This is a genomic window from Bacillus cereus group sp. MG9 (genome assembly GCF_040459995.1).
Classification (GTDB): Bacteria; Bacillota; Bacilli; order Bacillales; family Bacillaceae_G; genus Bacillus_A; species Bacillus_A mycoides.
Genome location: NZ_JARVHC010000001.1, coordinates 3749640 through 3764458, shown reverse-complemented (window position 1 = coordinate 3764458; position 14819 = coordinate 3749640). Strand labels below are relative to the sequence as shown.

The following is a 14819-nucleotide window of genomic DNA, read 5'->3' as shown; positions in this document are numbered from 1 at the left end:
AGAACGGAAGTTCATGGAATACTCAACCTTAGCTTGATGGGCATGTGGTGGTATCCCTATACAGTTACTCATAATTTTCGTACTGTGTAACTCAAAAGAGAAAGTTAAATGAAATCAATGATAACAAGGGATTCGGCGAAGGGGTCAGTTACACACAATATAAGATATGGGTAAGTGAAGAAAAGGCATAAAAAAGGAGCGTAGTTCGTCAAATAGATGTAATGCTCTATTACTATTAAGTTAGGAAATTCATTGTTTCCGATTAATTGCATCTGTTTATTGTGATTCTTATTGATTTTAAAAAATAAAAAATCGCCTTATTAAAGGCGATTCATAATTTGTTCATATTGCATTCTTTTGATAAATAAATATCTTTTAAAATTAAATACAATGTTCTACATTAACGTCTTTCTGGATCTTTGTCTTTTTTTCTAAGACCAAATAATCCTAGTAGTCCCAATAAACCAAGCCAAGTCCAATTATTATTTTTATTACGATTATCATTTAAATCATTTGTCGTATTTACATTTCGAGTTCTCACATCATTATTAACTCTATTCATGTTATAGTCATTAACTCTATTCGTGTTATAGTCATTAACTCGAGTTGTATTATTATTGTTAACTCTATTCGTATTATATCCATCGTATTCAGCATGGACGCTTGTACCAAAAACCATAATAGTTAGTAATAGGGCACCTAAAATAGATGAAAGTTTTTTCTTCATGGTTTTCCCTCCTTTCGTATTTAGTAATGTCTCCAGTTCCTTTAGACAATATTCGGTTGAAAATATATAAAACCATTTGAATTCAAATTATGATAAATATCTTTAATTTTTATTATTAAAAGTACTTAATAATAATGGATTAAGTTAATTGAAATGTATTTATTCTTTATAAGCATAAATTTTTGGTAACGGTACATTCTATGAGAGGTAATTACTATATTTGGGTAAGGTGTTCCTTATGAGTTATAAGAACTTATTTTCTTTAATCAAGAACATGATTGGGAAAATTTTTTCTATAGTAAGTATTGTTGCTAAAAGTCTAATTTCTTTAAGGAGGAATATTTTTATGGGTATTTTAAGTGGAAATCCACAAAATGAACCAATGCATTACGGAGAAGTCTTTGGGATTTGGAGTTATCTTGCAGCGGCACAAGGCGCGATTGCTGGATATCAAGTTCTTATTAACCATACAGGAGACGAGGATTTAAAGAAATTTTTAGAGAACCTTGTAGAGAATGATATCCAATCAGAAGTTGAAGAATTAAAAAATATCTTGAAATTGAATGGTGTTGCATTACCACCAGCACCTCCAGAAAGACCAGTTGCATCTATTGAAACGATTCCTCCTGGTGCTCGTATTAATGATGCAGAAATTGCAGCTAAAGTTTCTATGGATCTTGCTGCTGGCTTAGTAGCATGTAGTCAAGCTATGGGACAATCTCTTCGAGAAGATGTTGGAATGATGTTTGGTCAATTTCATATGAAAAAAGCACAAGCTGGAGCTATATTACTTCGTCTGAATAAGAAAAAAGGTTGGATTATTCCGCCTCCATTACATGTTCTACAATCCGATCAAGCATAATTACTGAAAGGAAATTCAATTTATTCAGTATGGCTGTTGCAGTGAGGTAGTTTAGGAAAATAAAGGTTATTAGCGAATTAAAATAAGTGGCAGAGTCATGACCGCTTTTTGGCAGTAAATGTGCCGGTTGTTTTGGAATTAGCATGTTATATTTGTATTGTGAGTAGTGGCGGAAAACAATGCTCACAAGATTCCTAATAACTGAAAATGGATCGTCATAACCGGTGGCGATGGTTGCGGATTGGATGAACAGTTGTTTCTTGATTACACATTCAATTGCAATTCACGTTGTGTAAACGGAGAAGGGCTTTTGCTCTTCTTCCAGTTACTTAATATTGTTGGAACAGATAAATGCAAACAACATTAGGTGGTTGGAAGAAGAATAAAACTTCATTTACCGTAATTGAAGTACAAATTAATAAATAATAAAAAGCATCCATTCGGATGCTTTTTATTTTAGCGTGCCCAGCTAAGCTGGGCACTGCTTGCTGGTGAAAGTCCAGCCTAGGTAAGAGCCAAGTCGCCTAGTAGCTGACAGGCAGCTGGTGGAGAAATCCTAAGGTTGAAGCCCTGTGACAAAGTAACTTCTACTAGAAGTGCGAGCGAATCAACAGACCGTAACATAAAGTGAACCTTGCCGCCTCGTTAAAAGCAACCTAGAAATAGGACAAAGGGAAGTCGAGCCTGGTGAATATGGGCGAAGACCATGGAAGATGTAAAGAACTTGGAAATACGACATCGAAGAATCCCTCGGGGTACGGAGGGCGGTATGTTGAGAAAGTAGTGTCTGGAACTGGGGAGCCCCTCCTTTGCCCTTTCTTTCAGAAAGGAGAGAGGAAACCTATAAGCATATACGAAATGGTGGACTGTAAAGAGGGAGTCGGAGGAGGTCATAGTACTGAATATCATAACGACAACACAACGTTATGTAGGGAAGGACCTCTACTTTGTTCATAAGTTGGAAGGAGGTAAGAGTGAGTGAATGCTGGAAAACTAGCTAACTACACTGATGTAAAAGCTCAAGAACTTTGGAAGACTTTATATCTTTGTGCCAAAGAAAGTTCAAGTCGTAGGTTTCACGCGTTGTATGACAAAATATATCGTCCTGACATATTGGCTGAAGCATGGAGAAGGGTAAAACGAAATCAAGGAAGCGGTGGAATTGATGGACAGACGATTGAAGAAATCGTGTATCAATATGGAGAACGAAACTTTCTCAATGAATTATATATAGAATTGAAAAGTAAATCATACCATCCACAAGCTGTAAGAAGAATGTATATTCCAAAAGGTGATGGAAAACAAAGACCGCTTGGAATTCCCACGATCAAGGATAGGGTTGTACAAATGGCAACGAAATTGGTGATAGAACCTATCTTCGAAGCCGATTTTCAAGACTGTTCGTATGGGTTTCGCCCGAAACGAAACGCACATCAAGCGATATCGAAGATACGGAAAGCGAGTAAAACATCTCATTGGATTGTAGATGTAGACATACAAGGATACTTTGACAATATTAATCATGACAAATTAATGAGGCTTGTAGAAAGAAGAATCAGTGACCGAAGAGTGTTAAAACTCATTAGAAAATGGTTGAAAGCGGGAATCATGGAACATGCGCAATTTCATGAAACGACATTAGGTACACCACAAGGTGGCGTGATATCTCCATTACTTTCTAATATATATTTAAACTATATGGATACCATTTGGGAAAAGAAGTGTAAACATTTGGGGGAACTAATTCGATATGCGGATGACTTTGTCATCGTATGTCAAACAAAACAACAAGCATTAGAGAGTATTCGGATACTACAATCCATTATGAATAAGTTAGAACTTACAATCCATACAGAAAAGTCGAAGCTAGTGAATACGTGGGATGGAAACGAGGGATTTGATTTTCTAGGATTTCACCACCGAAAATACCCTAAACATGTGAAAGGCGGGAAGAAAGTGCATGTGATGGCACATATTCCGAGCCAGAAAGCCATGAGGAAAATGCGGGAACGCATTAAAAGATACACAGAGCCGAGGAACAAACTGTATTTACAATTGGAAGAGATGGTGAAAGGTTTAAATAGAATTCTGCAAGGATTCAAGAATTATTATAGCTTATCTTCAATTGGACAGAAGTGGCTCTGTAAAATAGACTGGTACGTCCTAGAACGACTTAACCTTTTTTGGAATAAGAAAAGAAATGTTCGAAAGAAACATGGTCGTATCAAGGACTTGATGAAGAAAACAACATATGCACTCGTGAAAGTAGGAGGATAGAACAAAACTGAACGCCAAAGAAGGAAGAACATCGGAAAGCCGTATGAGGGAAAACCTCACGTACGGTTTGATGAGGGGAAGCTGAAACAGAAAAGGGATGGCAAAGCCATCCCTAAAGAAAATTTAATCTGTTTCAGTTTTCTACTCTACGGGGAGGATGAACTTTGAAAATGCCTTTAACAAAACATTGGTGCTTAAATAAAAGTTGTGGATTTTGAAGTGACCCCCGAAAGTTAGACAGGTCGTTTCATTAGGCAGCCTCTAGGGTATGAGCCCGGTATTGTACCGGGCTCATACCCTTTAATTTTGCCTTAATTCTTTTATGATTATAGTAGTCTATATACTTTGCTAATTCTTGTTTGAAATGTGTTGTACTTTCAAATTCTTTTCGATACAGAAATTCCGATTTCATAATACCGAAAAAATTTTCAATAACGGCATTGTCATAACAGTTTCCTTTGCGAGACATACTTTGTGTTATGCCACATTGTTTAAGAAAATGACGGTATTGTTTCATTTGATAGTGCCACCCTTGATCAGAATGAATGAGGAGTTTGTCTTGATCTGTTACACGTTCAAGGGCTTGGTCCAACATCGTTGAAACAAGGGAATAGGTTGGCCTTGAACCAATTGTATATGTAATAATTTCACCATTAAATAAATCTAACATTGGTGATAGGTATAACTTCTCCCCAAATAATTTAAACTCCGTAATATCTGTAACCCACTTCTCATTTGGTTTTTCAGATTGGAAGTTGCGATTTAAAATATTCGGCGCAATTTTCCCAACTGTCCCTTTGTAAGAGCGATATTTTTTTATACGAACCAGACATTTTAACCCTAATTCTTTCATAAGACGATACACCTTTTTATGATTCACTTTGTGCCCACGATTCATCAGTTCATCGCGAATACGACGATACCCATAACACCCACCATGTTCATCATAAATAGCTTGAATCCGTTCTTTTAACTCCGCATTTGAATCAGGACGATTGAACCGTTTGATCCAGTAATAGTACGTACTACGTGGAATGTTTGCGAGTTGAAGTAACTCTTTGACAGGAAATTCATGCCTTAACTCATAGATTACTTGGGCTTTGTCTTGTTTGGTGATTGTTTCTTGTTTTGAACTAAGGCATTCAACTTTTTTAAATATGCATTTTCCATACGTAAACGCTCATTTTCCGCTTGTAGTGCTTCTATTGAGCCCTCTACTACTGGTTTTATTTTTTTATCTTTCATGGTTGGACGCCCCTTTTTCTTTGAATGTAGGGAATCCAATCCTCCTGTTTCATAAGCTATTTTCCATTTCCGAAGTGTTTCAAAAGACGGAATATTGAAAAGTGCCGCTGTTTCTCTGATAGATGTCCCGTGTTCATTCATATAATTAAGTACGTCTAGTTTATACTGGGTAGAGTAGTATGTATAGCGTTTTTCAAAAGCATTTTCACTTGAAGATTCATATCGTCTAATCCACTCACGAAGTAAGCTAGGAGTAACTTCTATAGATTTAGCAATTGTTTTTCCGCTTTCTGTACCATCTAAATATCGTTTCACTGCTTGGATTTTCTCTGTTGAAGAAAATTTAGCCATAAAAAATGCACCTCCAATTGTTAGACTGTGTCTAACAATTGGGGTGCACTTCATAATTGGACGGCTTTTTTATACAAGTTTACTTTTGCTATATCTTACTACATTATAACGACTATGCCATAGTTATTGTATTTGGTTTCTATTATAAATTGGTATTAAATAATTTAATTGAAGTGCACTGCATTTCTACCCATTCATTTGCTATATCTTGCTCGATTCCTTCTATATCAATTAGTACTATACTATCATAGACATTTAGTGTTGCTAAGTTATCCTCACTGTTATAATCTAGCTTAGCGATGACTTTAAAGCCTTCATCATTCCGAATTATTGCATTTGCATTTTCATCTGAAAAGGCTATATTTGTATTCCATATAAATTCATCATCTATATCTATTTCTACATTATAGTTTTCATTTTCTTCTGGCTTATCGCCATCCCACTCAGCGATAAATTGACTGCTATCAACTTGAACTAATACTTTATATCCATCTATTAACTTTTCTGATATATCTACTATTTTTACATTCATTGCTTATTACTCCTTTATTATTTTTTATATGGTACTCTAACTATGTAACAGCAAATAAAGCCTATGTGTATGTGAGGTAAAGTGAAAAAAGGCTCTCAGTTAAGAGAACCTTTTTATCTATCTTCAACGCCATTCTATATCATTTGAATCAAAGTAGCAGCAGGTACCCTAATTCCTTCTAATTAATTATTTATAGATACAAGCCAATTGTTTTCATAATTTAGATTTTCGTTATTCCCCACATACTGAATTCATAATGATATTCCGTTCTTTCGATACATACGCCGAATTCTAAATCATCACCAACTAATACAAAATCCGCATACCCAGTTAGAAATCTTGATATGGTTGATAACTCTTCTAGATTATCAAATACTTCAGCAATGTTTAGCTTAACTGCTTCAATTTTACCACCCTTAGAGAAAAAGAGTCTCCCTTGATTAACTGGGAATTTAATATTTTTAGCTGTTTCTTTTAACAGCGCTATTGATAGTCTTCCGTTTTCTTCATAATCAGTGCTACCAAAATTTTTTATGTTTGAATTTTGTTCTAGCGTATTAAATAATTCTTTACAAAATAAATCATTAGATTCTGCATCCATAAATGAGTCCATAGAAATCGTTACAATATTAGAAAGTTCGTCTATTAGTTCTTTTCTACTAGCGTTTCTTTTTGCTTTCATTTTTAGAATTTCGATTCGGCTTTTATTCATATTACTCAAAATCTTTCACACCTTTAGTTTCTTATTTTTTTCCTTTTTTCTTGTATCCTTCAAAATCTTCCGGATAATGTCCAGGGTGTTGGTTATATCTTCCTTTTTCCAGTGGGCTTCCTTTTTCATCATCTGCAGTATGGAAATGGGAACCCCTTCCCATTTTATCTTCTCTATGCTCAATTATATATACTTTTTCATTCTTAATATTAGAATATTCTTCTACCCACCTATGTTCACTAGTTCCATCAAAGATTTGAGTAGGTTTTTGGCGTGGAGTAGAGTTTGGGATTCCGGCATTACGTCTAGCTTTACGATATGCGCCATTACTAGTTAATAATTTGTCCTGTCTCTCAAGATGAGCTTTATAATTTTCAGTAGCTCTAGCAGTTTTAGCGGCTTTAGTAGCTTGAGCTGCATCTGCAGTCATTTTTACACCTTTTCCAACTTTAGCGAGTTTTCCGAATGGTGTAATACCAGCTACGGCCATTCCGCCTGCAAAAATTCTATCCCAGGTTGACAGTTTTTCTCCAGTAGAAGGGTCAACTCCATCCCAAACTCTTTTAATATCATATTCACCAGTTAATTCACCAGCAATATCTCGAGCTAGTTTGCCGCTATCAAATCCTTTTTCTTCAGAAGAAGGTTTACCACACATTGCGCCTTCTTCCAACGTAACATCTTGATCATCCGCATTACGGAATTTTTCAGCAATTCGTTTTAAATCTTCTTCCACTTGTATAATTGAATTGATAGATGTAAAAGCTCTTGGTCTCGCATCATTGAACATTTGAACGAATTGTTGATTAGAGGCACCGATCCATTGAAAACACAAATGATCAATTTCATTACATAAATTATTATGTATAGATTCTAATGCGATTCTGGTATTACTTGCACGATTTGCGACTTCTTCTAGCATTTCAGGTGTTACTTTGATTTGAACCATTTTTTTCCTCCCTTCCTCAATTAAAATTATGAGACAAAAAGAAAAAAATGTAAATACAGAAATTTTAGATTAATATAATAATATTCGCATGAAATAGAATCTGCTTAATTGTAAATGAAGCCTATATATATGTTAAATATTTTCTTACAAAAGAATAGTTTTATGAATAAAAATTATTATCTGGTCATATATGCAGATAAGTATATATTGATTTTCATCTTTATAAATGTTAGTGTAAATATACACCGTTTCTTATTTATCTATGAGTACTGTCTGTAGAACGAATAGAATAATTTGAAAAAAATCCCCTTTTGCACCTATATGCAGAAGGGGATTTTAATATTTATGAGATTTAAAATTTACTTTTAGATAATGCTTTAAGTACTGGCTTTACAATTAAACCTATTAAACGAAAGCCTTTAAATATAGAGCGTACAACTTTCATGAAGATGCCCCCTAAAAGAAATTATATATTAAGTATGTATTATTTCTTTTCTTTAACTTCACATTCAGCTTTAATGAAATTTAATACTTTATCCTTTGTTTTTATGTGCTATTTCCCTTATTACATCCATATAAGAATCAATTGCTTCCCCAAGAAGATATGACCCTCTCAAGGAATCACTGGTTGTTTTATCATCTATGTTTGATAATAGTAACTCTATACCATCTCTTCTCGTTTTCATTGATTGAAGTACTTTCTCATGAATGTCTTTGTAATCATCACTAGGCTCTAAATCTTCGAATTTAAGAGTTACTTTCTTTAAATCGTTAAGTGCAATCTTGTAATTATCATCACCAACTGCATCATATACAGCACTCGTAGCTTTGCTTAATTCATCACTTAGGTCAAATAAGGAATTCGTATATGTGAAGGACTTATCATTTAAAGTCTTGTGTCTTGATGACTCCGTAGAAGTCTCCGATACAGTTTCTTGTGAAGCTGACTCTTTCGGATGGTCTTTTGATATCCCACAACCTACCCCTAGTAACATGATTGGTAAAACTACGTATGCTAGTTTTTTTGCTTTCATTATGTATACTCCTTTTTAAAAGAATTGTAATTAATTAACATGTGAAACCATAACATAAATTACATGAATAAGATATACAGATTTTCATCTTTAACTTTGGATTTATTTATTGTATTAATGAAAAATATGATATACATGCTTGAAAATGAAAATAAATTTACAGGATTTGAAATGAATATATATAATAGAAGAAAAAATGTTTATATTGTCATCACCCTGTTGGCGTCAACCTCATGCGCCTAATGGCTACAAAAGACATCTACTTCGTACCATTTGGCCAAGATGCACCAGAGAAAAAACCGAACTCAATGGTAGCTCGTATGGAGTTACTTGAAGATACAGTATTGGAAGCGCTACAAGGAAAACAATTACAACCTGTTGTTGTAGAAAAATTCAGATATATGAATTAAAAAACGAAAAAAACGTACAATTTTTGTTGAAACCATCATTCTTACTGTAGAATATGATAAAATTAACGTTATTAAGATTAGAGGGGGCATTGTAAGCTCCTTCTAATTCTAAGTTATAGAAGGATTGGTATCTAGAAAGGGGCATAGTGATGGAAAAGCAAAAAACTTTTCATGTCGCTGTAGTTGGAGCAACCGGCGCAGTTGGTGAACAAATGTTAAATACTTTAGAGAAACGAGAATTTCCAATTGGGAAGTTAACGTTACTTTCATCTAAACGATCTGCAGGTAAGAAACTTGTATTTAAAGGCGAAGAATTTACAGTTCAAGAGGCAACTCCTGAAAGTTTTGAAGGAGTAGATATTGCACTATTTAGTGCAGGTGGATCTGTATCGAAACAATTAGCGCCAGAAGCAGCAAAGCGCGGTGCAATTGTTGTTGATAATACAAGTGCATTCCGTATGACAGAAAACGTGCCACTTGTTGTACCTGAAGTAAATGAAAATGATTTAAAAGAACATAATGGTATTATTGCAAATCCAAACTGTTCTACAATTCAAATGGTAGTAGCTCTTGAACCAGTTCGCCAGCAATATGGTTTAAAACGAGTAATCGTTTCCACATATCAAGCTGTATCAGGTGCTGGTGCGGCAGCTATTGAAGAACTTCATGAACAATCACAAGCAATCTTAAATGGCGAAGAAGTAAAGGCGAATGTTTTACCTGTATCAGGTGACGAAAAGCATTTCCAAATCGCTTTTAATGCTATTCCACAGATTGATAAATTCCAAGATAATGGATTTACATTCGAAGAAATGAAAATGATTAATGAAACGAAAAAAATTATGCATATGCCTGAATTAGAAGTAGCTGCGACATGTGTACGTTTACCAGTTGTATCGGGTCATTCAGAGTCTGTGTACATTGAAGTAGATAAAGAAGGCGTAACAGTAGAAGAAATGAAAAACTTACTTGCAAATGCAGAAGGTATTGTACTGCAAGATAATCCAGCAGAGCAGTTATATCCAATGCCAGCTACTGCAGTAGGTAAAAATGAAGTATTCGTTGGAAGAATCCGTAAAGATTTAAATAATGATAAAGGATTCCACCTTTGGGTCGTATCTGATAACTTATTAAAAGGCGCTGCATGGAATTCTGTTCAAATTGCAGAGCGCTTAGTAAAATTACAATTAGTGTAAACGGCTAAGAGAAGGTGCAAAATATGAAAATTATTGTTCAAAAATTTGGTGGTACATCAGTACGTGATGACAATGGGCGCAAGCATGCGCTTCACCATATAAAAAAATCGTTAGCTGCTGGTTATAAAGTAGTTACTGTTGTATCAGCAATGGGCCGTAAAGGTGAACCGTATGCAACTGATACGTTATTAAGTCTTGTAAATCAAGAGGAACCTAATATTTCTAAACGTGAGCAAGATTTATTATTATCATGCGGAGAATTAATCTCAGCAATTGTTTTCTCTAACATGTTGAATGAGAATGGTATAAAAGCAGCAGCATTAAATGGTGCGCAAGCTGGTTTTGTAACGAATAATGACTTTACGAATGCTAAGATTATTGAAATGAATTGCGATCGTATACATGAAGAGTTACAAAATGTAGATGTTATCGTCGTGACTGGATTCCAAGGTCAAACGAAAAATGGAGATACGACAACACTTGGACGCGGAGGTAGTGATACCTCAGCTTCAGCATTAGGTGTTGCGCTTCATGCTGAATATATCGATATCTTCACAGATGTTGAAGGTGTTATGACTGCGGATCCTCGTATCGTAAAAGATGCACGTCATCTTCAAACTGTAACATATAACGAGATTTGTAACATGGCTTATCAGGGTGCGAAAGTTGTTCATCCGCGTGCGGTTGAAATTGCGATGCATGCAAAAGTACCACTTCGTGTACGTTCTACGTATTCTGATAGTGAAGGTACGCTTATTGCGGCATATGATGGTGCTACAAAAGGGCAGGATGTAGAAGAACGTCCTGTTACAGGGATTGCCCATGTGTCAAACGTAACGCAAATTAAAGTGCTTGCAAAAGAAACTGCATATGATTTACAACAACACGTGTTTAAAGAAATGGCTAATGAAGGGATTAGTGTGGACTTAATTAACATTTCTCCTACTGGTGTAGCTTACACAGTAAAGGATAGTGTATCAGCGCGTGCAGTTGAGGTTTTAAAGCACCTTGGATATGATCCAGTGGTGACAGAGCATTGTGCGAAGGTTTCTATCGTTGGTGCTGGAATGGCAGGTATTCCAGGGGTTACAGCGAAAATTGTCACAGCTTTAGCGGAAAAAGGTATTCAAATTCTGCAATCAGCAGATAGTCATACGACAATTTGGGTTCTTGTAAAAGAAGCCGATTTAGTGGAGGCTGTGAATGCATTACATAGTGCATTTGAGCTTTCAAAAGAAAAGCAACTGGAACAATAAGGAGTGAGATCATGATAGATTTTGGGACAATTGCAACCGCGATGGTAACACCGTTTGATAAAAATGGTAATATCGATTTTGCAAAGACAACGAAATTGGTAAATTATTTAATTGATAACGGTACAACAGCAATCGTGGTAGGAGGGACGACTGGAGAATCTCCTACATTAACATCAGAAGAAAAAGTAGCGTTATATCGCCATGTCGTATCTGTTGTCGATAAAAGGGTGCCCGTCATCGCTGGAACAGGTAGCAATAATACGCATGCTTCTGTCGATTTAACAAAAAAGGCAACTGAAGTTGGTGTTGATGCAGTTATGCTAGTGGCACCGTATTATAATAAACCGAGTCAAGAAGGGATGTACCAGCACTTTAAAACAATCGCTGAAAGCACTCCGCTTCCGGTAATGCTATATAATGTTCCAGGACGATCTATTGTACAAATCTCCGTTGATACAGTTGTTCGTTTATCAGAAATAGAAAACATTGTTGCGATTAAAGATGCAGGCGGCGATGTATTAACAATGACAGAAATCATTGAAAAAACAGCGGACGACTTTGCAGTATACAGCGGTGATGATGGTTTAACATTACCAGCTATGGCAATTGGAGCAAAAGGTATTGTTTCTGTAGCATCTCATGTTATCGGGAATGAAATGCAAGAAATGATTGCTGCATTCCAAGCTGGAGAGTTCAAAAAAGCGCAGAAATTACATCAATTACTAGTAAAAGTAACGGATGCACTATTTATGGCGCCGAGCCCAACACCAGTAAAAACAGCATTACAAATGGTGGGATTAGATGTAGGTTCTGTACGTTTGCCACTTCTTCCATTAACGGAAGAAGAAAGAATAACGTTACAATCCGTAATGCAATCTATTCCTCGTTAATAAAAATGACCTAGTGTGAAACTAGGTCATTTTTATTTTGACTAACTATATGTAAGTGATGAAAATTAGCTATAGTTAATAGGCTGTAATAAGAAGGGGATGGCAGGGGGGAGAATTAGTAAGAAACTGATTACAGAGATAAGATTTTTTTAGTGAATATCGTTTCATGTTTATGTAAAGAATTTACATGAATATTTTCCATCAAACTCTTATTACGTAGGGAAAATAGTAAAACTGATATGAATTTTGCCCTCTTAAATTATAATCTCATTTTAGTGTCTTCTCTTGTCTTTCGCATAATTTAACTTGTGTTCTATTTCTTGTATCAGTTATAATATGGCTAAGTAGCTTAGTACGGGTATGCTTAGCAAAATTGGTAAAAATTAAGATTTAATGAAATTTTCATATCATATCGAATAAGATATTTGATTTATATAATGAAAGAGAGGTGAAACCTGGTTTAAAAAATTAACAAGGACATGATATCGCATAACGGTAAGGACATTCGTCTTGGACGGTGAATATATGGTGGTTGTAGAGTTTCCCCTGGTGTCTCTGCAATTTTAGTGAAATCAGTGTTTGCAAGATTTTTAAACCAGGCAACAACATGAAGAGAAAAGAGAATGAGTCTGTTAAAGTATTTGCTCTTGGCGGAGTAGGTGAAATCGGAAAAAACATGTACTGTGTTGAAATTGATTCTGAAATCTTTATTGTAGATGCCGGATTGATGTTCCCGGGAGATGAAATGTTTGGGATTGATATTGTTATTCCTGACATTACATATTTAGTAGAAAATCAAGAGCGAGTAAAAGGACTATTTATTACCCATGGTCATGAAGATCATATTGGTGGAATTGTTTATGTGCTTCGTAAATTATCTATTCCAGTATATGCGACGAAATTAACGGTAGGACTTATACAAGAAAAGCTTGGCGAAGCAGGAATGTTAGGCCGTGTAGACTTAAAAACAATTGACTCGAATTCAACAGTAGAGTTTAATTCAACAAATGTGTCATTCTTCGGAACGACACATAGTATTCCGGATTCTGTGGGTGTTTGTTTCCATACATCAAAAGGTGCTGTAGTATATACAGGAGACTTTAAATTTGATCAAACTCCAACCGGAAATAGTGGAGCAGATCTTGGGAAAATGGCGCAAATTGGAAATGAAGGCGTACTTTGCTTGTTATCTGATAGTACAAACGCTGAACGTCCTGGTTATACAGGTTCGGAAAAAGAAGTTGGTATAGAGATTTCTAAAGTATTCTATAGTTCAGAAGGACGTATTATTGTTGCTTCATTTGCATCGAATGTACACCGTATTCAACAAGTGTTTGATGCAGCTGCTGAAACTGGAAGGAAAGTAGCGGTAGTAGGACGTAGCATGGTGAAAGTGGTAGATATTGCAAGACGTCTTGGTTATTTAGATGTTCCAGAAGGTATGGTTATTTCATTACAAGAAATAGACAATTTCCCGGAAAAAAAGGTAGCTATCTTAACGACTGGTAGTCAAGGGGAACCGATGGCAGCCCTTTCTAGAATGGCGAAACAAGCTCATAAACAAATTTCAATTCGTAAAGGTGATACTGTTATTATTGCAGCTTCTCCAATTCCAGGAAATGAAGTATCTGTATCAAAAATTATTGACTTGTTATTTAGATCTGGTGCTGAGGTTATTTATTACGGTGAAAGAAAAGTTCACGTTTCAGGTCATGGTAGCCAAGAAGAATTAAAGCTGATGATAAATTTAATGAAGCCGAAGTATTTTGTACCCGTACATGGTGAGTTCCGTATGCAAAAAGCACATGCGTATTTAGCGGAAGATGTAGGTATTGCGAGAGAGAATATCTTTATCGTAGAAAAAGGCGATGTAATTGCTTTTGGTGACGATGAAGCAAAATTAGCTGGTAAAGTGCAAGCTGGTAATGTTTTAATTGATGGATTAGGTGTAGGTGACGTCGGTAACATCGTTCTTCGAGATAGAAAGATGTTATCTCAAGATGGAATTTTAGTTGTTGTTGTAACACTTGGTAAGGATGAAAAGAAAATAATCTCTGGTCCAGAAATTATTTCACGCGGCTTTGTATATGTTCGTGAATCAGAAGCATTAATCGAACGATCCACAGATATTGTACGTATGATTGTTGAACAATCAATTAAAGAATATACAATTGAATGGTCTATGTTGAAACAAAATATTCGTGAATTATTAGGGCAGTTCTTGTACGAAGAAACGAAGAGAAAGCCAATGATTTTACCGATTATTATGGAAGTATAAAGAAGGTCACCTTTACAGGTGATCTTTTTCTTTTTTAACCCTATCGAATGAAATTCATAACTTAAGAAATAATAGTTATATACGAGTGAAAGGGGATGCG

The 14819-nt window shown here is 35.4% G+C and carries 12 protein-coding genes and 1 pseudogene; 7 read left to right on the top strand and 6 right to left on the bottom strand.

The genetic code is table 11. The features are described from left to right. Positions 1-400: 400 nt before the first annotated feature. Positions 401-727, bottom strand: coding sequence for a WGxxGxxG family protein (locus QCI77_RS19155; RefSeq protein WP_353825366.1), 327 nt, complete (start codon positions 725-727; stop codon positions 401-403). 346 nt (positions 728-1073) lie between these two features. On the opposite strand from QCI77_RS19155, the gene QCI77_RS19150 reads away from it, so the two are divergent. Together QCI77_RS19150 and ltrA are read left to right on the top strand one after the other, a co-directional pair. Further along, entirely contained in the window at positions 1074-1589 is a 516-nt protein-coding gene (locus QCI77_RS19150; RefSeq protein WP_000512143.1) for a DUF3231 family protein, read from the top strand. Positions 1590-2567: 978 nt separating this feature from the next. After that, complete coding sequence (gene ltrA, locus QCI77_RS19145) at positions 2568-3866, top strand: group II intron reverse transcriptase/maturase (protein WP_088031616.1); 1299 nt, start codon at positions 2568-2570, stop codon at positions 3864-3866. Between the two features lie 250 nt (positions 3867-4116). Here the strand turns inward: ltrA and QCI77_RS19140 are convergent. The 5 genes from QCI77_RS19140 to QCI77_RS19120 form a co-directional block, all read right to left on the bottom strand. Next, positions 4117-5462, bottom strand: a protein-coding gene (locus QCI77_RS19140) for an IS3 family transposase (RefSeq protein WP_353825365.1) whose coding sequence is annotated in 2 segments (ribosomal slippage) — positions 4117-5021 and positions 5021-5462 — 1347 coding nt in all. Because the reading frame shifts where the segments join, the coding sequence is not laid out codon by codon here. 142 nt (positions 5463-5604) lie between these two features. Next, the gene (locus QCI77_RS19135) at positions 5605-5994 is read right to left on the bottom strand and encodes a hypothetical protein (protein WP_074603726.1); all 390 of its coding nucleotides are present in this window, start codon (positions 5992-5994) and stop codon (positions 5605-5607) included. 220 nt (positions 5995-6214) lie between these two features. Further along, entirely contained in the window at positions 6215-6715 is a 501-nt protein-coding gene (locus QCI77_RS19130) for a YxiF family protein (RefSeq protein ID WP_000069067.1), read from the bottom strand. A gap of 22 nt (positions 6716-6737) precedes the next feature. Beyond that, entirely contained in the window at positions 6738-7655 is a 918-nt protein-coding gene (locus tag QCI77_RS19125) for a WXG100 family type VII secretion target (protein WP_242200184.1), read from the bottom strand. A gap of 533 nt (positions 7656-8188) precedes the next feature. Then, a complete protein-coding gene (locus QCI77_RS19120) occupies positions 8189-8689 on the bottom strand; it encodes a DUF6376 family protein (RefSeq protein ID WP_098210988.1) in 501 nt (166 codons plus the stop codon). 221 nt (positions 8690-8910) lie between these two features. Here QCI77_RS19120 and spoVFB point away from each other — a divergent pair. From spoVFB to QCI77_RS19095, 5 genes and pseudogenes are all read left to right on the top strand, one after another. Further along, a pseudogene (gene spoVFB, locus QCI77_RS19115) lies at positions 8911-9099 on the top strand (dipicolinate synthase subunit B); the annotation flags it as partial. 149 nt (positions 9100-9248) lie between these two features. Beyond that, on the top strand, positions 9249-10295 hold the full coding sequence (gene asd, locus QCI77_RS19110; protein WP_002014577.1) for an aspartate-semialdehyde dehydrogenase: 1047 nt from the start codon (positions 9249-9251) through the stop codon (positions 10293-10295). A 23-nt stretch (positions 10296-10318) separates the two neighbouring features. Further along, positions 10319-11551 carry an aspartate kinase gene (dapG, locus tag QCI77_RS19105; RefSeq protein WP_033731191.1) on the top strand — a complete coding sequence of 411 codons (1233 nt, stop codon included), beginning with the start codon at positions 10319-10321 and terminating at the stop codon, positions 11549-11551. An 11-nt stretch (positions 11552-11562) separates the two neighbouring features. After that, positions 11563-12441 carry a 4-hydroxy-tetrahydrodipicolinate synthase gene (dapA, locus tag QCI77_RS19100; protein WP_002014579.1) on the top strand — a complete coding sequence of 293 codons (879 nt, stop codon included), beginning with the start codon at positions 11563-11565 and terminating at the stop codon, positions 12439-12441. Between the two features lie 607 nt (positions 12442-13048). Next, positions 13049-14719 (top strand): ribonuclease J, encoded by a 1671-nt coding sequence (locus tag QCI77_RS19095; protein WP_353825364.1) that lies wholly within the window; start codon positions 13049-13051, stop codon positions 14717-14719. Positions 14720-14819 lie beyond the last annotated feature (100 nt).